Origin of the sequence: Morganella psychrotolerans (assembly GCF_001676155.1) — a bacterium.
Taxonomy (GTDB): Bacteria; Pseudomonadota; Gammaproteobacteria; order Enterobacterales; family Enterobacteriaceae; genus Morganella; species Morganella psychrotolerans.
The window spans coordinates 158,693-175,952 of record NZ_LZEW01000001.1; the positions used below are offsets into that span (position 1 = coordinate 158,693).

The following is a 17,260-nucleotide window of genomic DNA, read 5'->3' on the forward strand; positions in this document are numbered from 1 at the left end:
CGGATTATATTGAAGGGATGCTGTCACCGGATACCGGAGTGTATCTATATGTTGTCGCCGCTGTCTCTTCCTTATTTCCTCAATTACATACCGATACTCGTCTTAATCCGGTCTTTACCGGAGCGGCACCTGTTTACAATAATGACCGTATTTCCCAAAAAGCAGGAATGCCATCACTATAGGTCTGCCATGCTCAATATTTTACTGACGTCCTTGTGGTTTTTATGGGGATTGTTATTGTACGCGGCGATGACCGGGCACAAATTGTGGCCTGTGTATTTAATTGGTATCGTCGCAGTTATCTATTTCATTATGGTTATCTCGAAGAGGAAAAGGAAAAAATCCATGTTCGGAAAGAAAAAACAAGCTGAAACTCAGGCGGATGAGCAAGCCGCCGTAGCCGTCCCCGTACAGAAAACCAAAGAAGCTGAAGAGAAAAAAGCGGCAGAGATTAATGCCCAGGCAAATGAAATTTCTCAGTTACTGTCAGTCCGTGGTGATGAAAAACAGCCGCGTCCGCTGGCTTCCCTTGAATCCCGCCAGCCAACCGTTATCAGCAAAGAAACCCGCCTGACCGGGGATATCGATCTGAGCGGCAATCTGCAAATCTGGGGTAAAATTAAAGGTCAGATTAAAGCCCGTTCCGGAACCGTCAGTATTATGCAGTCCGGTGTGGTGGATGGCGATATCATTGCAGAAACACTGCTGATTGACGGCGTACTGAGCGGCACCTGTAGTGTGGAGCAACTGGAGATCCTGGAGCACGGCGAGCTGAACGGTATCTGCCGCGCATCTAATTTCTCTATCCGCAAAGGCGGGATTTTTATCGGTCAGTCCGAACCCTATGTTGCCCCTGCGGGAAGTAAAACAACGGCAGCACCACAGCCATCCCGTCCTGAGCCACTTAAAGTGCAGGCGGTATCTGAACCGGTACTGGATCTGAAACAGGAACAAAAGCAGGAACCGCAGCAGACAAAAGCACCTGAGCCGCAAAAATCATCATCTCAGCAGCCCTCTGCCGCTAAAGGCAAAGAGCCGCAGAAGGTGCCGTCTGTCTTTAAAAACGTGTGATTACGTCAATTGTGCATTAATTGACTATACTTGGTGTCATTCAGGATGCAGTCAACACCCGTGCATCCTGAAGTATGACGGGTATACTTCTCCGGTAGGTTTTATTTACACCATCACCGGAGGAAACCATGATTATTCTTGATACACCTGATTTGCGCCTGCGTCCGTGGAAACCGGAAGACTATGCGCCGTTCCGTGCACTGAATAGTGACACGGATGTGATGCGGTTTTTTCCTGCCTGTCTGAGTGGCGCGGAAAGTGATGCGCTGGCAGATGAAATTATCCGCCGTTTTAAGAAACAGAATACGTTCGGATTATGGGCGGTTGAAGAAAAGAGCAGCGGGGCGTTTACCGGGTTCACCGGTCTGAATATTCCGAAGTTACAGTTTGATTTCAGCCCGTGCACGGAGATTGGCTGGCGCCTTGCAAAGCAGTTTCAGGGTAAAGGATATGCGACACAAGCCGCAAAAGCAGTTTTGCATCATGCCTTCACTGAGCTTGATATGCCGGAAATTGTGGCATTCACCGCAAGTGTTAACCGTCCTTCAGCCCGGGTGATGGAAAAAATTGGTATGCACTATGAGCGCGATTTTGCTCATCCGGTGCTGGCAGAAGGGCATCCGCTGCAAACGCATGTGCTGTATAAGATCTCACAGGCAGATTACCGCGCACAGCAGGCTTGAGATATCAGTCGCGGGGCGTCCTGATGCGGGGCGGCAGGGGCGGAACCGGTTTTTTATCATCAATAAGATGCCGGATAGCCAGGATCGGGTGATGCCACAGCATCCTGGGTCCTGCCCAGCGCATAATCACTTTCATCTCTTCCCGTGGCTTGGGCTGATAACAGTGAACCGGGCACTGTTTACAGGCGGGTTTATCTTCCCCGTAGCGGCATTTCTCCAGACGTTTCGTTGCATAAATCAGCAGTTCACTGTAATACTCAGGCGCGTCTGCCGGTGCCGGATGTTTGCGCTCATAAAGCGCGACCATGCGGGTAACCGTCTCTATCTCCCGCGAAATACGTTTTCCGGACATCGTTTTTCCTCTTTCATGCAGCAACGAAATAATAAATTTTAATAATATGCTTAAAATTAGCTTTCTTTTTATTTCAAAATAAAATACTGTATATGCATACAGTTTATGGGAGCAGCATCATGCGTATTGAAATCTTATTAGATAAACGGAATGCGGTGCCTGAGCATGTACTCCAATCACTTGAAGTGCAGTTAAAACGTCTGATCCTGCCGGAATATCCGGAGATGCAATTTCGTATCGGGCAAAGCAGCCAGACCACTATCAATATCTCCGGTATGAAATCGGCTGATGAAAAACAGGTACTGATGGATACCATTCAGAATATCTGGGAAGACGACAGCTGGATGGGCGAAGAAAACGCACAATAACCCTTCTTTTTCCTGTCAGAGGAAACGCTATCCCCTCATTTTTTGTGTTTTCTGAGGTGATAGCGATTTTTTCATATCACTCAGTGGTTACAAATCAGTGGTTACAGATTTTATCCGCTGACGTGCTGAACCCTTCTTCATTACTGATAAATTTTCCGCGTGCAGCGAGAAAACTGACCAGGTCTTTTGCATCCATATTGTCGGCAGAGCAGGTATGAAAGCGTGTCTCTGCGCCAAATGTCGCATGGATATCCGCAATCAGTGATTCTGTAGTGTAGTTTTTGCCGTTGTCGATGATCATATTCATTACTTCATGACCATGAACGGATGGTTTCTCAGACATAATAGCCCCGGTTGTTTATTAAAGATGTAAATATTATGCATCTTTTCGGGCGCAATAGGTTGCGTCAGGTCAGCTTATTGTGAGATCAGGTGTAAAGCAGAGAGTGAAACCGGGGACATAAGATAACGCCTGTGACAGGCGTTATCTGTCAGTGAAGTGAAATTACCGGCACGTTTCCAGGATTCGTTGCATCTCATCTTTAGCATGCAATTTTTCTTTTTTGAGACGGGCAACACTATCGTTGTATCCTGCGCCGTTCGGGCCTTCGAGCTCAGCAATTTCACCATTCAACTGGTGATGCTTCAGGTACAGTGCGGCAAAACGAGGATTTGAGTCTTTAAGCTGCGCAATAAGGGCTTGTTGATCAAATGGCATATAAAACCTCCTGTTTGACGGGGAATGTAACCTTTTCAGTATAACAAACGCGCACTGAATTGCATGGAACATGTGGTTATAATCGTGATCATAATGGCATATTTACACTATATACCCTTATTCATTCAAACTGCAGGTTCGTTGGCGGCATGAAGCCAGCCGGGTCACATACTGATGTATGCTCCCCGTCTATCTTCCCTTGCCGCCTGCCTGCATCTTGAATGACGTTGGGTATAGGATTTTTGATGGCATTGATGCGGTCAATAGTCGGATTGATATCCATTGGTTTAATACACTGGTTTTGTTATTTTTTTGTCGTTACTATGCGCTGGATTATAAGAATAATCTGTCTTTTCGTCTGGCAATGAACTAATGCTTATTATAATGTTCTTATCAGTTAGTATGAAAATTATGAGATGAGTTCATAATTAAATGTACGTACAAAATAAGGTGATTACTTGATGAAAAAATTAATTCTTCCTGTGATGGCGATGCTTGTTGCCGCCGGCGCTTATGCGGAAGACACAAAATCAACGACACAGGTGCCAATGAAGATTGTGAAAACTGACACAACGAAAGCCGTGCCACTGATTGAAGTTAAAACCGACAACGGGATGAGTGAACTGAAACATTTCCCGCAGGCTGCATCTGATATGGTTCGCCATGTGATTGCGGTTGAGCCGAAAGCCGATGAAGGGCTGTACAAAATTGAACTCGTGGTCGGGAAAAAACAGATGGTGGATTGTAATCATCAGTGGTTCGGCGCCAGCCTGACACAAAAAACGGTTGAAGGTTTTGGCTATGATTATTATGAAACCAGCGCATTAACCGGGCCGATGTCCACGATGATGGGCTGCCTGAACAATGAAAAACGCGAAGCATTTGTCAGCGCCAATATGGGCGATGAAGCGTTTGTCCGTTACAACAGCCGTCTGCCGGTCGTGGTTTATGCGCCGAAAGATGTGGATGTTAAATATCGCATCTGGAGTACGGATAACCAGTTAGCGGACGCACCAGCGAAATAACGGTATTAGTCTTCTCTTCAGAAACACGGCTTCGGCCGTGTTTTTTTTATTCTGTTCTGTAATGATTTCGTCGTACACTAAATACCTCACTCTTTGTGGGTCTTACTGATGCTATTTTTACAGAGACACTAATTATGGAATTCCAGCCATCCCGCCAGATTGCCACTGTTTTGCAATGGATATTAAATATCGCACTGCTGATGCTCGGCGTACTCCTGATTATTTTTATGGGAAAAGAGACACTGACGCTGATGAGATTAGTCTTTTCCGTACAGGAAAAAACAACCTATTTGTTATTAGACAGTATTGTGACATATTTTTTTGTACTTCGAGTTTATTGCCCTGATTGTAAAGTATTTTTTATCCGGCTATCATTTTCCGCTGCGCTATTTTATTTACATCGGGATCACGGCGATGGTGCGTCTGATTATTGTTGATCATACGGATGCAATGGCAACATTCCTGCATACATTATCAATACTGGTACTGATCGTGGCGTTATATCTGGCGAATACAGATAAGTTAAAACGTGCCTGAGTTATTTTTATACCCTTATTCATTCAAACTGCAGGTGTGTTGGCTGCAGCTTGAATGACGTCGGGTATAGGATTATTTATCCGGGTTTACCGGACAACCATTACAGAGGTTTTGGCGTGACGGACAATACCTGAGGCCGTTGAGCCGAGCAGAAACGTTGCGGCATCCGGGCGGTGAGAGCCCATCAGAATTAAATCAGCATTAATCTCTTTGGCATAAGTCAGAATTTCATTTTTTGCCGAGCCGATTACGGCGTGCAGTGTGTATTGACGTGCCGGGACAGAAATATCTTTCAGTAAGTCCTGCAACGCAGCAAGTGCTAATTCAATACGCTCGCCGGATTCACGCAGACTGACCGGCAGTGAGGCATATTCCACACCAAAAAACATTTCCACATTCGGGATTACGGTCAAAAAGTGAATTTTCGGATTATCAATTTTTGCCAGTGCTTCCACATGGGGCAGCATTTTATCGGTCAGGTCATCTTCCAGAATATCAATAGGAACCAGAATCGTGTTGTACATATTGCCTCCTGTTAATTGAACTCTATACCCTTATTCATTCAAACTGCAGGTTCGTTGGCTGCACTCAGCCAGCCGGGTCACATACTGATGTATGCTCCCCATCTATCTTCCCTTGCCGCCTTCCCGCATCTTGAATGACGTTGGGTATATACCCTTATTCATTCAAACTGTAGCCAACGAACCTGCGTCTTGAATGACGTTGGGTATATCTTAGTATGGCAAAAAATGAACAGATATGTTGTGATCATTGTGCCAGCTTATTTAATTTATGAAATGAAAATAACTCTCGTTTATTTTCAGGATAATCAGATTTAATAAAAGAAGAATAAATTAAAAAAAGAGAAACTATACATCAGCGGAACAGTCGGAATAATCGTTTTTAAAAGCGATAAGAATAATGATTCGCAATTGTAAAAACCAAATGAAATCATAAAATTGGAGACGTTTTTGAATTGCTGTGGCATACTGTTTACCGTAAAATCTGATACAAAAAGCGGCGTGCCGTTATTCTTATATTGCATTGTTATCTGTGATTTTTTTATTTTTGTTCTGAAGAACGGCATAAGTCTGCCGGTTGAACTTAAATAGTATTAATTTATCGTATCCGTTTACCGGAACTATTAACCACAAAATTAATGTGGAATTAAATTATGTCAAATACACCTGTACATGCGGATAAAATCACAGCTGAGACCCCTGTGATTAATCAGGACATGAAATTTGCTGCGGCTAAAAAAAGTACCTGGATAAGTGTCTGGGTGAACGCGATTTTGTCTGTCTGGCAGATAGTTATCGGGGTATTTTCTCATTCGCAGGGCCTGATTGCAGATGGCATTCATACCCTGTCTGACCTGATTGCGGATTTTGTGGTACTGATTGCCAACCGGGGCAGCCGTAAAGCGCCGGATGAAGATCATCCGTACGGGCATTTCCGCTATGAAAATGTTGCCTCGCTGGTGCTGGGTGTGCTGTTACTGGTCGTTGGCGGCGGTATGCTGTGGACAGCCGGTTCGCGTATTATGTCCCCGGAAACGATTCCGGAAGTTCATTCAGTGGCATTATATGTGGCGCTGTTGGCGCTGATGGCAAAAGAGGGCTTGTTCCGCTACATGTTATATGTGGCGCGTAAAGTGAAGTCCAATATGCTGGAAGCGAATGCCTGGCATGCCCGCTCTGATGCGGCGTCATCTTTGGTGGTGGCGATTGGTATCACCGGCAGCCTGCTGGGATACCGGATTCTGGATCCGATAGCGGCCCTGGTCGTCGGGTTGTTTATTATGCGGATGGGGATCAAATTTACGCTGCAATCACTCCAGGATTTAATGGATCGCGGCGCAGATGAAGAGACGATTGCAAAAATTACCGAATCCGTCATGGCGACGCCCGGCGTGGAAGGTATTCATGATCTGAAAACGCGCAAGTCCGGGGATTATCTGCTGGTGGATGTGCACCTTGAGATTGATGAAAACCTGACGGTCAAAGAGGGTCATGAGATTGCCATTGCTGCAGAAATGAATATCCGGCGCGACCCGCAAATTCTGAGTGTGATGACACATATTGACCCCGCACAATCTGTCCGTGCAGGGCTGACAACCTGATATCCGGCATGGGTAAGAAATCAAAGGCGCACCTTTACGTGCGCCTTTTTTGTGTGCTTTACAGCGAGCCGCTGGAGAGGCGGATAAGCCCGGACTGTTTATCCCAGCGCAGAGAATAAAGTGCTTTATTATTCTGAGCTGACAGCCAGATTTCATCCCGTCCCTGATCCTGGATCCGGTAGAGATAATACCCGGCATTACTCAGGTAATTTTTCAGCGGGGCGGAATCCCCGGCATCACGGAACACAATGCTGCTCATTTCTGAAATAGACCCTTCCGTCGGAATATACTCAAACTGATAATTATCCGTTATCCGCGGAGCATTACGAATACCGCTGTCGGTATACAGATAATAGCGGTAAGTATCTGATTCATGATAAATAATCCTTCCTGTCTCATGAAAGAACAGAAACAAACCAAAAAGCAACAAAGGAATACAAAGAAGCGGTAATCCGATTTTTTTTCATACGCTGACCTTTAATACATTGTCGTGACTATTCTTGAATATCCGTATCCCGAATATAGTGTATAGATCAAACGATATCGGAGATGAATACTATCGTATTTATCTGATAATTATGGAAATTATCATTTCCGGAGAGTTGCTTAAAGTTGTTTAAAGTGTGACGGGACAGCAGATTATCCGGCAACAATAATCTGCTGTGTAAGCAGGGGCTGATTAGTGTTGCAATGCCTGCGGATTGACGCAGTTTTGGCTGATATCCCGGTTCAGGGCGCGGATCACATTATCGACAGCACAGGCCGCCATCGCATAGCGGGTTTCATGTGTTGCCGAGCCGATATGCGGCATCAGTACCACGTTTGGCGCAGACAGCAGCGGGGAGTCCGGGGAGAGTGGTTCCTGCTCAAAGACATCCAGACCGGCGGCAAGGATCGTATTATCTGCCAGCGCCTGTGCAAGTGCGGCTTCATCAATAACCGCGCCGCGTCCGATATTCACCAGAATGGCGCTGCGTTTCATTTTTTCAAATTGTTCACGACCAAACAGATGATGTGTCTCTTTTGTCAGCGGCAGCGTGATGCAAACAAAATCTGATTCTGACAGTAAGGCATCCAATGACCGGTATTGTGCCTGATACGCGCATTCTGTTTTTTCATGGCGGGAGCGGGCATTGTAGAGGATCTTCATACCGAATCCGCAATGCGCGCGGCGGGCAAGGGCATCACCGATGCGCCCCATACCGACGATCCCCATGGTTTTGTGGTGAACATCGCACCCGTACCAGTCCGGCGTAATACTCTGTGTCCACTCTCCGCGTTTCACCCGCTCTGAGCTGATAATCATCCGCCGCGCAGTCGCCAGCACCAGTGCCATCGTGGCATCAGCGACCGTTTCGGTCAGTACATCCGGAGTGTGCATCAGAACGACACTGTGTTCATTCAGGGCGCTGACATCAAAATTGTCATACCCGACTGTGATGGTGGATGCCACACGCAGCTTGGGTGCCATTGCCAGGAAACGGGCGTCAATCTTGCCGCCGGAGCCGAGAATAGCATCCGCCTGCGCGAGCAGGGGTTTTACGGACGGATCGATATAGGGGTCAATCTCCGGGACACGGTGAACATCACATTCAGCAGACAGGCGGGCGAGTAAATCATCAGGAATATCGCGGTAAACAACGACGGATGGTTTCATTATTACCTCACTGGGGGAATAATCCACAAGGTTACGGGATTTTGATAGTATGATCATTATCACGATACTAAAAATAATTCCGGTTTTGTACCCTTATTCATTCAAATTGCAGGTTCGTTGGCGGAACGACGCTTGTCTGCATCCTGAATGACGTTGGGTATCTATTCAAAAGGCGTTACCTCATGATTAAAATGCACAAAGACCACTGGCTCTCCGGTTTTCAGTGGTATTTCTTTATTTTCTGCAACACGGTACTTATCCCGCCGACGCTGCAATCTGCGTTTAATCTTTCTGACGCGGTGACACTGACAATCACACAATACAGTTTTATTGCCACGGCGCTGGGCAGCCTGGTTCAGGTATTTGCCGGGCACCAGCGGGCGATTATGGAAGGACCGACAGGGCTGTGGTGGGCGACAATCCTGGGGATCTCCGTAGCAGAAGCTTCTTTCGGCACCTCAGCGGGTGTGACCGGGGCAAATATAGCTATCGGTATTGCCTGCGCCGGACTTATCACGCTGGTGATTGGTATAACCGGAGCCGGGGCGCGGATCGCCCGTATTTTTACCCCGACCGTCATGGCGGTGTTTATGTTTATGATGGGCGCACAGCTTATCTCTATTTTTCTTAAAGGGATGCTGGGGCTGCCATTCGGGATTATGCCGCCGGATGCCGGTGTGAATTACCCGGTCTTTTTCTTTGCGCTGGCGACCTTGTTCCTGGTTTTGGGGCTGATTATCTATGCACCTGCGTCTGTCGCAAAATATGCTTTACTGATTGGTGTGTTACTGGGCTGGGGCGCGTATGCGCTGCTATTTTCGCCGCCTGCCGGGGATGTGGCTTCCGGTACGTGGCAGTTACTGCCGCTGGGGGGCACAACCGGGTTTGAATTGCGCTGGGGTGTGATTATCACCTGTATTCTGACCGGTCTGCTGAATATCAGTAACACCTTCGGGGCTATTCGTGCGACGGATGTGTTTTACATGGACCGGTTGCAGGAGAACAGCAAAATGTACCGGCGCAGTTTTATGGTGACCGGCACAGTGACATTACTGACGTCACCGCTGGCGGTCGTGCCGTTTGCGCCCTTTGTGTCATCGGTCGGATTAATTACCCAGACCAATGACAGCAGCCGGACTTCGCTGGTCGTCGGCGCGGGATTGTTTCTGCTGATGGGGCTGATTACGCCGCTGACGATCTTTTTCAGCGGGCTGCCGCTGGCGATAGGCAGTGCAGTGATGCTGGCAACTTATCTGCCGCTGCTGTTTTCGGCGCTTTCGTTTGTCGATAAAACGGTTCTCAATCCGCGTAATATTTATCGTCTTGCTGTGCCGCTGTTTACCGGGATTTTTTTGATTAACCCGCCGGCCGTTTTTATCACTGACCTGCCTGTGTTACTGCGTCCGCTGCTCGGAAACGGTATGCTGGTCGCTATTTTACTGGCGGTGGTGTCTGAGAATCTGGTGCGCTGGGATAAGATAAAATAGTCTGTCAGCGCCGGGTTTTGGTCAGGCGGACGGCATCTGCGGGCGCATCTGTTTCCAGTTGGAAATAGCTTTTTCCCCGTCCTTTCCGTGGCTCCCAAAGCGTTGTTCCGTCGAGGCGGCGCAGGACTTGTTCATAACCGAGCGTGTTCAGATAAGCACCGATTTTATCGGTTTGTATCGTGCCGGTGAAGGTAATGCTGTTGATTGTGGTGTCATTATCACCCCGCGAATAATCAAAATAAAAATCATCTGAGATACGCGGCACACTGCGGATATCACTGTCGGTATGCAGGAAATACATAAACCGGTTATCTTCCCGGTAGCGCCCCTGTAAATCAGCCTGTGCAAACTGATAAATAAAAACAGACAGTATTATGGCTATCACAAGAAAGGGCAGAAACGGGAGATAACGGGTGAAAGGAGGCATGAGTAACATCCATGTAGACAGCAGAACCGCTTATTATGGGAATGAACAGCGTATATTCAATGAGATAACTCCATAAAAGGTGAAAATATCATCGCTAAAGGTTCCGTTTTCCGGATGATGGCGAAAATATGGTAAGCTCTCTGTCTGTTCCGGACCCGGAAAATGGACTGACAAAAGGATATTTATGACGCGGAAACTCTGGCTGGCAACCGCACTGCTCCCGATACTGCTCAGCGGCTGTGCCGCACCTCTGCCACCGGCACAGACACAGGCAGATTGCCCTGATTTTACCGGCGTTTATAAGCTGCCTGTTCGTGGCGATGCGCAGAATATCGGACTGGTACGGTTGGATAAATCCACCAATCAGTACAGTGTGGCGGTTCAGGATAAAGGCGGAATTGATTATTTCACCTCCCGTCCGTATCAGGGCGATATGATCCGGATGGATCAAAAAGAGATGAACGGTCAGCTGGCCTGTAGCGTGATGATTGATCAGGTTGGTTTGATTAAACAGGTTGAGAAAGGCGGATCAATGCCGGGCTTCCCGGGAATTACCCGCGATGACAAAATCAAAATGGCGACAGATTACGCGCTGTTTATTTTCAGTCCGGAAGGCATTGATTTTATTAACCTGATTAAGACAGCAGATACTGTTCCGGCTGAATTACAGCCACCACGCTGATGGCGCGGTCTATTATTTTATTCAGAATTGAGTCTGAGAGGTTTATGTGGAAATTCTTGTCACCGGTGGCATGGGGTATATCGGCAGCCACACCTGTGTTCAGTTAATTCATGCCGGAATGACCCCCGTTATTATTGATAACCTGTGTAATGCCAATAAAAAAAGTGCTGGACAGAATAAAAGCAATCACCGGGAAAGAGCCTGTTTTTTATCAGGGTGATGTCCGTGATGAAGCTTTTCTGGACACTGTATTTGCCGCACATCAGATTAATGCCGTTATTCACTTTGCCGGTCTGAAATCCGTCGGGGAATCTGTCAGTAAACCTGTTGAATACTATGATAATAATATCAATGGCACACTGGTATTGCTGCGCAGCATGGCGCGGGCACAGGTCAGACGGATTATTTTCAGTTCATCAGCAACCGTTTACGGCGATCCGGCAAGTGTGCCGATTACCGAAACATCTGAAATTGGTAATACCACCAATCCTTACGGCACCAGTAAATACATGTCCGAGCGGGTTCTCAGTGATGTATGGACCGCAGATAACACCTGGTCTGTTTCTCTGCTGCGTTACTTTAACCCGGTCGGCGCACACCCGTCAGGAACGATGGGCGAAGATCCTGCCGGTATTCCGAATAACCTGACGCCGTATATTACTCAGGTTGCTATCGGACGCCGTGAGAAAGTTTCTGTTTATGGTAATGATTATCCGACACCTGACGGAACCGGCGTGCGTGATTATATTCATGTGATGGATTTGGCCGACGGGCATGTGGCGGCACTGAATACCGTCGCGCAATCATCCGGACTGCACATTTATAACCTGGGAACTGGCCGGGGAACCAGTGTGCTGGAAATGATCAGCGCCTTCAGTAACGCGGTGGGTAAACCTGTCCCGTATGCGATTTGTGATCGTCGTCCCGGTGATATTGCCGAGTGCTGGTCAAGCCCGGAAAAAGCGGCGCGTGACATGCAGTGGCGTGCGATTCGTTCTGTGGATGATATGGCACAGGATGCCTGGCGCTGGCAGTTGCAGAATCCTCAGGGGTATGCGGACTGACCGCACGATTTATCCGCCGGGTACAGATAAAGATACGTTATGCTGTCAGTATTGTCGGTTCAGTCACATGTTGTTGATGTGATGAACAGAAATCCCTGATGTATATGCGTTAATTTTATTTATCAACTATCCCTCATTATTAATATTGGTATTTCATTAGAAAGCTGTAATTTCACCCGAAATTACAGCATTTTTTTTTATATTTTTTTCCTTCCGCTAATCAATCATCCAGATTTTCTTCATTTTTTTAACGATAAATAATCAAATAATCATCATTTTCATAATAATTACTATTATTGATTATATTCTCATTGGCGGATATCAATGATAGGATTAATCATTCTCATTTAATATTTCTTATAAAAAATATCAATCTTGTCAGGGATTTTTATGCACACTTCATTCAAACGCTCATTACTGGCGGTCGCGGTTATGACCGCAGCCACCACGGCTTACGCCGAAAATAAAAAAGAAGATACCATTGTTGTTACGGCATCCGGTTTTGCGCAGGAAATGCGTGACGCGCCTGCCAGCATTACGGTTATCACCAAAGAACAATTGCAGAATAAGCCCATCAGTAATCTGAACGATGCCGTCAAAGATGTGGAAGGCGTCAGTATTATCGGCGGCAGCATGAAGCCGGATATCAGTATCCGCGGGCTGTCCGGTGATTACACCCTGATCATGGTGGACGGACGTCGGCAGAACAGCCGCGAATCCCGTCCGAACGGCAGCGGTGGCTATGAATCCGGTTTTATCCCGCCGGTTGAAGCTATTGAGCGAATCGAAGTTATCCGCGGACCTATGTCATCCCTCTATGGGTCTGATGCTATGGGCGGCGTGATTAATATCATCACCAAATCTGTTGCCGAAGAATGGCACGGCTCGATGGGGATGGGCGGCATCCTCCAGGAGAGTAACGAGTACGGAAATTCTGCTAATACCGATTTTTATGTTTCCGGTCCGCTGATTAAAGACAAGCTGGGTTTACAGGTTTATGGCGGAATGAACTATCGCCGTGAAGATAAGTTACTGGAAGGTACACCGCGTCGTGATGATAAAAACATCACTGCCAAACTGGCGTTTACCCCGGTTGAAGGGCAAAAATTCTTAGCCGAAATGGGGCGCAGTACGCAGGAGCACACCTCTACGCCGGGTAAATCTATTGATGAGTTCAGTATCCGTGACGGTAAAGTGCAACCTAATAAAAAAATCAGAAACACATAATGATCGTAACCACTGGGCACTTACCTGGAAGGGGGATTTTGATGAAGTTAACAGTGAATTAAGTGTTTATCAGGAAAATACTGTTCGAAAAACCCGTTCAGGTAAGCAGGCAAAAGACAGTGAAGAATGGTTGATGGAATATGAAGCCCGTCGTCCTGAAATTACGAATACGGTAGTTGATGGTAAAATAACAGCATTTCTGCCATCGAATATACTGACTATTGGTGGACAGTATCAATACGCTAAACTGAAAGATGACTCTGTTATTGACTCGATTATTGTGCCGGATGGAAAAGGTGGCACTAAATTATCGCCAATTTACGCAAGTGAAAAAGTAACGGCTGAACAAAAAGCACTGTTTATTGAAAATGAATACAGCATGACGGATTTTCTGACGCTGACCGGCGGTCTGCGTATGGATGACCATGAATTTTATGGTAAACACTGGAATCCGCGTGCGTATGCGGTGTACAAACTGACCGATGAAATCACCATTAAAGGCGGCGTGGCGAAAGCGTTCCGCGCACCATCATTGCGTGAGCTCAGCCCGAACTTCGGGACGTCCACTCAGGGCGGGGCAGCAATTATGTACGGTAACCGCGACCTGAAACCGGAAACTAGTGTCACAGAAGAGCTGGGTATTGCGTATGACCATGAATCCGGTTTTTCTGCCAGTGCAACACTGTTTAATACAGAATTTAAAAATAAGCTGACAAGTTATCGGATTGCCGGTGAAACCGATCCGCTGACCGGGCTGAATATGTTTATCTACGATAACGTGGGTAAAGCGAATATCCGTGGTGTCGAAATGGCAACACGCATTCCGGTGGCACAGGACTGGAACCTGGGCATGAATTACACCTTTACAGACTCAGAACGTAAAAGTGATGATGAAAAGCTGAACGGGCAATCTCTCAAAGGTCAGCCACTGGAAATGACACCGCGTCATGCCGCAAATGCAAATCTCGACTGGCAATTCCGTCCTGATATTAATTTTTATACCCGCGCCAATTATACCGGCAAACAGATCTGGGCCGCCCAGCGCAATGGGGCATCACAACCACGTGAACGCAGCGGTATAACCACAATGGATCTGGGAATGACCTACAAAGTGATGCCAAATGCCCTGCTGAACCTCGCCGTCCTGAATATCGCCAATGAAAAAGGCGATGATATAAGCAAGGATGGCAACTGGCAAATCGATGAAGGGCGCAGGTATTGGGCTAATCTGAAAATCAACTTCTAATTACGCGTCATCCTTCGCCCTGTGGCGGCGTTGGCCGCCCTCAAAAAGCCGGGTCACATACTTGTGTATGCTCCCCGGTTTTTTTCGGTTGCCGCCTTGCCACAGAACGAATGATCTAGCGTAATATCTGATGTGGCTGATGTGTGTCTTTTTATAATTTCCGGGGTTATGTGATGTGGAAAAAAGTAATTGTGCTCAGTTGCCTGATGGCGGCTTTTCCGCTGATGGCGCGTCCTTCACAGGAGATAACACCTCTGAGTGAGGCGGCAGAGCAGCAGTTTACTGTGACGCATCATGAGATGAATAACAGCGGGCGGGCTTACCGGCTGTATATCGCGCAGCCGAAACAGCCGCAGGCGGCTTATACCGTGGTTTATATGCTGGATGGTAACGGACAGTTTCCGATGATGCTCAATCAGCTCAGCGCCGGGAATATCCGCACGCTGCCGCTGGTGGTCGGGATTGGTTATCCGTCTGATATTGCTTATCCGAAAACACGCACGTTGGATTATACGCCCGCAGCGGCTGGTGAGCAGTTTGCTGATGGCGGCGGTGAAGTCGCTTTCCGGCAATTTGTCCGCCAACAGGTTATTCCGTGGATAAATAATCACTATTCTGTTGATAACCAGCGGCGATATTTCTTCGGACACAGTCTGGGCGGGTTATTTGTATTGCGCACCGCCATGTCAGCGCCGGATCTCTTTACCGATTATATCAGCGCCAGCCCCTCGCTCTGGTGGGGACACGGCACTTATATTACACCGGAACGTATTGCGGCAGTTTCGCCGGATATCCGCCTGACCATCACACAAGGCGGGCTGGAGGAAAAACCAGATCCGGCACGCATGAGTGATGAACAAAAACAGAATCTTGCTGCCCGTTACAGTGAGATTACGGCGCGTGAAGTTTGTGAGCAATTACAACAGCAGGGAAAACAGTGTCAGTTGCGCAGCTTTGCCGGTAAATCACACGGCAGTGTTATTCCTGATGCGATTAATACGGTCATTTTGCAGCTTCCGTAAATCCGAAAATTACGTTGATGTTTTGTTAATTTTCATTTAAAAGTATCGTTAATGGCAGGGAAAACCACATTTTTCCCTGTTATCTCCCCGCATGACAAAAACTATTCGTCAGCATTAGTTTTTTTTGATTTCATTTCTCTTTCATAACAGTCTATATTCCGCAGCGTTTCTGATATAAATCCACTGCTTCCGGCCAACACCTGCCATTAACTATTTTGGCGATGGATCAACCTGAGAAAAAAGCAGCGTCATTTTTTTTTGGTTTTTTTTTATTTATACCAAACGTCATTCAAGATGCAGGCAACGAACCAGCAGTTTGAATGAATAAGGGTATAGGTGGAGATAGAGCAGTGATTCATAGTACCAGCGCACCGCGTCATGACAGCGTGTTAATCCCTGTCGCGGGTCTGACCCTGTTTGCAATTGCATCCGGTTATCTGATGAGCCTGATCCCGTTGTCGCTGGGTAGCTTTGCTATCGGCAGTGAATACGCAGGCTGGTTAGCCAGTGCTTACTATGTCGGTTTATTACTCGGCTCAATGTTGATTGAACCGGTTATTGCCCGCATTGGTCATCGCCGGTCATTTATTCTGTTCGCCCTGGCACTGGCTGCCACGGTCGTTATTTTACCGTTTTATACTGAACTCAGTGCCTGGCTGGTATCCCGCCTGCTGGCAGGATTTGCGGTTGCCGGTATTTTTGTGGTGATTGAGTCCTGGTTACTGATTGGTGATAACCCGGCTGTCCGGGCCAAACGCCTGAGTTTCTATATGACTGCGCTGTACGGCGGAACCACACTGGGGCAACTGGCTATCGGTGTGTTCGGTACGGCAGGTGTGGTGCCGTTTGCAGTGGTCATCGCCTTACTGTTAATAGCTGTTCTGCCACTGCTGTTCTCCGATGCGCAGCCGGTCTGTCATGGCGGACACAAAAACCTTTCCCTGAAGCAAATTTTTCGGCTGAGTAAACCGGCAATGGTCGGTTGTATGACATCCGGCATCGTGATGGGAACGATTTACGGGCTGATGCCGCTGGCGTTACAGGAAAAACAGTACAATACAGAGCAGGTCGGCGGATTGATGGCGGCAATTATTCTCGGCGGAATGATTATTCAGCCGGTGATCAGTAAATTATCTTCCCGGATGAGTAAAGTATTATTGCTGGCAATGGTGTCTTTGCTTGGCGTATTTGCCATGGGGATCATTTATATTTCCGGGCATTATCTGGTGATGGTTGCCGGGCTGGCATTGCTGGGTATGTCTTCATTTGCGCTTTATCCGGTGGCGATCACGCTGGCGTGTGACGCACTTACTGCAAATGTGATTGTGGCTGCGACTCAGGTTATGCTGTTTTGTTACAGCGTCGGTTCTGCGGCAGGTCCGCTGGTTGCCGGGCAATTTATGAAACAGCCTGATGGCATTATGAATTTCTTTTTTATAGTCCTGTTGTCCACCGCAATTTATATGCTGCTGTCAGCAGTGCGCCGCAAGTCACACATTCTGGCAAGCTGATTGCTCTGCTATACCCTTATTCATTCAAACTGCAGGTGTGTTGGCTGCGGAAAGCCCGCCG

General features: G+C 47.3%; 16 protein-coding genes and 3 pseudogenes. 12 read left to right on the forward strand and 7 right to left on the reverse strand.

All coding sequences use genetic code 11. The features are described 5' to 3' along the window. Positions 1-345 precede the first annotated feature (345 nt). Together AYY16_RS00750 and AYY16_RS00755 are read left to right on the forward strand one after the other, a co-directional pair. Positions 346-1,071: a bactofilin family protein gene (locus AYY16_RS00750; RefSeq protein WP_067360774.1), complete on the forward strand. Its 726-nt coding sequence runs from the start codon at positions 346-348 to the stop codon at positions 1,069-1,071. A gap of 128 nt (positions 1,072-1,199) precedes the next feature. Further along, positions 1,200-1,754: a GNAT family N-acetyltransferase gene (locus AYY16_RS00755; RefSeq protein ID WP_067360777.1), complete on the forward strand. Its 555-nt coding sequence runs from the start codon at positions 1,200-1,202 to the stop codon at positions 1,752-1,754. A gap of 4 nt (positions 1,755-1,758) precedes the next feature. Here AYY16_RS00755 and AYY16_RS00760 read toward each other — a convergent pair whose 3' ends face one another. After that, complete coding sequence (locus tag AYY16_RS00760; RefSeq protein WP_067360779.1) at positions 1,759-2,106, reverse strand: nitrous oxide-stimulated promoter family protein; 348 nt, start codon at positions 2,104-2,106, stop codon at positions 1,759-1,761. A gap of 119 nt (positions 2,107-2,225) precedes the next feature. On the opposite strand from AYY16_RS00760, the gene AYY16_RS00765 reads away from it, so the two are divergent. Continuing rightward, a complete protein-coding gene (locus AYY16_RS00765; RefSeq protein WP_082970544.1) occupies positions 2,226-2,474 on the forward strand; it encodes a DinI-like family protein in 249 nt (82 codons plus the stop codon). Between the two features lie 94 nt (positions 2,475-2,568). Here AYY16_RS00765 and AYY16_RS00770 read toward each other — a convergent pair whose 3' ends face one another. Beyond that, positions 2,569-2,817 carry a YecH family metal-binding protein gene (locus AYY16_RS00770; protein WP_067360782.1) on the reverse strand — a complete coding sequence of 83 codons (249 nt, stop codon included), beginning with the start codon at positions 2,815-2,817 and terminating at the stop codon, positions 2,569-2,571. 162 nt (positions 2,818-2,979) lie between these two features. Next, positions 2,980-3,192, reverse strand: coding sequence for a DUF465 domain-containing protein (locus AYY16_RS00775; RefSeq protein ID WP_067360785.1), 213 nt, complete (start codon positions 3,190-3,192; stop codon positions 2,980-2,982). A gap of 461 nt (positions 3,193-3,653) precedes the next feature. Between AYY16_RS00775 and eco the strand changes: the two genes are divergently transcribed. Then, the gene (gene eco, locus AYY16_RS00780; protein ID WP_082970545.1) at positions 3,654-4,217 is read left to right on the forward strand and encodes a serine protease inhibitor ecotin; all 564 of its coding nucleotides are present in this window, start codon (positions 3,654-3,656) and stop codon (positions 4,215-4,217) included. A 134-nt stretch (positions 4,218-4,351) separates the two neighbouring features. Further along, positions 4,352-4,754: pseudogene (psiE, locus tag AYY16_RS00785) on the forward strand (phosphate-starvation-inducible protein PsiE). Positions 4,755-4,840: 86 nt separating this feature from the next. Here the strand turns inward: psiE and AYY16_RS00790 are convergent. After that, positions 4,841-5,278, reverse strand: a complete 438-nt coding sequence (locus AYY16_RS00790) for a universal stress protein (RefSeq protein WP_067360788.1) — start codon at positions 5,276-5,278, stop codon at positions 4,841-4,843. Between the two features lie 650 nt (positions 5,279-5,928). Between AYY16_RS00790 and AYY16_RS00800 the strand changes: the two genes are divergently transcribed. Next, the gene (locus AYY16_RS00800; protein ID WP_082970546.1) at positions 5,929-6,876 is read left to right on the forward strand and encodes a cation diffusion facilitator family transporter; all 948 of its coding nucleotides are present in this window, start codon (positions 5,929-5,931) and stop codon (positions 6,874-6,876) included. A gap of 58 nt (positions 6,877-6,934) precedes the next feature. Here AYY16_RS00800 and AYY16_RS20075 read toward each other — a convergent pair whose 3' ends face one another. Together AYY16_RS20075 and ghrB are read right to left on the reverse strand one after the other, a co-directional pair. Next, positions 6,935-7,135, reverse strand: a complete 201-nt coding sequence (locus tag AYY16_RS20075) for a hypothetical protein (RefSeq protein ID WP_156664937.1) — start codon at positions 7,133-7,135, stop codon at positions 6,935-6,937. A gap of 420 nt (positions 7,136-7,555) precedes the next feature. Then, positions 7,556-8,533 (reverse strand): glyoxylate/hydroxypyruvate reductase GhrB, encoded by a 978-nt coding sequence (ghrB, locus tag AYY16_RS00810; RefSeq protein ID WP_067364515.1) that lies wholly within the window; start codon positions 8,531-8,533, stop codon positions 7,556-7,558. A gap of 182 nt (positions 8,534-8,715) precedes the next feature. Between ghrB and AYY16_RS00815 the strand changes: the two genes are divergently transcribed. Beyond that, positions 8,716-10,020, forward strand: coding sequence for a uracil/xanthine transporter (locus AYY16_RS00815; protein WP_067360796.1), 1,305 nt, complete (start codon positions 8,716-8,718; stop codon positions 10,018-10,020). A 4-nt stretch (positions 10,021-10,024) separates the two neighbouring features. Here AYY16_RS00815 and AYY16_RS00820 read toward each other — a convergent pair whose 3' ends face one another. Beyond that, entirely contained in the window at positions 10,025-10,447 is a 423-nt protein-coding gene (locus tag AYY16_RS00820; protein ID WP_067360799.1) for a hypothetical protein, read from the reverse strand. A 184-nt stretch (positions 10,448-10,631) separates the two neighbouring features. On the opposite strand from AYY16_RS00820, the gene AYY16_RS00825 reads away from it, so the two are divergent. The 5 genes and pseudogenes from AYY16_RS00825 to AYY16_RS00845 all read left to right on the forward strand — a co-directional run bounded on the left by AYY16_RS00825 (position 10,632) and on the right by AYY16_RS00845 (position 17,199). Next, complete coding sequence (locus AYY16_RS00825; protein ID WP_067360802.1) at positions 10,632-11,129, forward strand: hypothetical protein; 498 nt, start codon at positions 10,632-10,634, stop codon at positions 11,127-11,129. A 46-nt stretch (positions 11,130-11,175) separates the two neighbouring features. Further along, positions 11,176-12,193: pseudogene (gene galE / locus AYY16_RS00830) on the forward strand (UDP-glucose 4-epimerase GalE). A gap of 390 nt (positions 12,194-12,583) precedes the next feature. Then, a pseudogene (locus AYY16_RS00835) lies at positions 12,584-14,666 on the forward strand (TonB-dependent receptor domain-containing protein). 173 nt (positions 14,667-14,839) lie between these two features. After that, the gene (locus AYY16_RS00840) at positions 14,840-15,688 is read left to right on the forward strand and encodes an alpha/beta hydrolase (RefSeq protein ID WP_067360804.1); all 849 of its coding nucleotides are present in this window, start codon (positions 14,840-14,842) and stop codon (positions 15,686-15,688) included. 350 nt (positions 15,689-16,038) lie between these two features. Further along, positions 16,039-17,199: an MFS transporter gene (locus AYY16_RS00845; RefSeq protein WP_223861174.1), complete on the forward strand. Its 1,161-nt coding sequence runs from the start codon at positions 16,039-16,041 to the stop codon at positions 17,197-17,199. The last annotated feature ends 61 nt before the right edge of the window (positions 17,200-17,260 follow it).

Excerpts from the sequence above, each read along its gene's own strand:
- AYY16_RS00840 (WP_067360804.1), top strand. The coding sequence starts at position 14,840 with ATGTGGAAAAAAGTAATTGTGCTCAGTTGCCTGATGGCGGCTTTTCCG.
- AYY16_RS00755 (WP_067360777.1), top strand. The coding sequence starts at position 1,200 with ATGATTATTCTTGATACACCTGATTTGCGCCTGCGTCCGTGGAAACCG.
- AYY16_RS00800 (WP_082970546.1), top strand. The coding sequence starts at position 5,929 with ATGTCAAATACACCTGTACATGCGGATAAAATCACAGCTGAGACCCCT.
- AYY16_RS00820 (WP_067360799.1), bottom strand. The coding sequence starts at position 10,447 with ATGCCTCCTTTCACCCGTTATCTCCCGTTTCTGCCCTTTCTTGTGATA.
- AYY16_RS00760 (WP_067360779.1), bottom strand. The coding sequence starts at position 2,106 with ATGTCCGGAAAACGTATTTCGCGGGAGATAGAGACGGTTACCCGCATG.
- AYY16_RS00765 (WP_082970544.1), top strand. The coding sequence starts at position 2,226 with ATGCGTATTGAAATCTTATTAGATAAACGGAATGCGGTGCCTGAGCAT.
- AYY16_RS20075 (WP_156664937.1), bottom strand. The coding sequence starts at position 7,135 with ATGAGCAGCATTGTGTTCCGTGATGCCGGGGATTCCGCCCCGCTGAAA.
- AYY16_RS00815 (WP_067360796.1), top strand. The coding sequence starts at position 8,716 with ATGATTAAAATGCACAAAGACCACTGGCTCTCCGGTTTTCAGTGGTAT.
- ghrB (WP_067364515.1), bottom strand. The coding sequence starts at position 8,533 with ATGAAACCATCCGTCGTTGTTTACCGCGATATTCCTGATGATTTACTC.
- AYY16_RS00750 (WP_067360774.1), top strand. The coding sequence starts at position 346 with ATGTTCGGAAAGAAAAAACAAGCTGAAACTCAGGCGGATGAGCAAGCC.
- AYY16_RS00790 (WP_067360788.1), bottom strand. The coding sequence starts at position 5,278 with ATGTACAACACGATTCTGGTTCCTATTGATATTCTGGAAGATGACCTG.
- AYY16_RS00775 (WP_067360785.1), bottom strand. The coding sequence starts at position 3,192 with ATGCCATTTGATCAACAAGCCCTTATTGCGCAGCTTAAAGACTCAAAT.
- AYY16_RS00825 (WP_067360802.1), top strand. The coding sequence starts at position 10,632 with ATGACGCGGAAACTCTGGCTGGCAACCGCACTGCTCCCGATACTGCTC.
- AYY16_RS00770 (WP_067360782.1), bottom strand. The coding sequence starts at position 2,817 with ATGTCTGAGAAACCATCCGTTCATGGTCATGAAGTAATGAATATGATC.
- eco (WP_082970545.1), top strand. The coding sequence starts at position 3,654 with ATGAAAAAATTAATTCTTCCTGTGATGGCGATGCTTGTTGCCGCCGGC.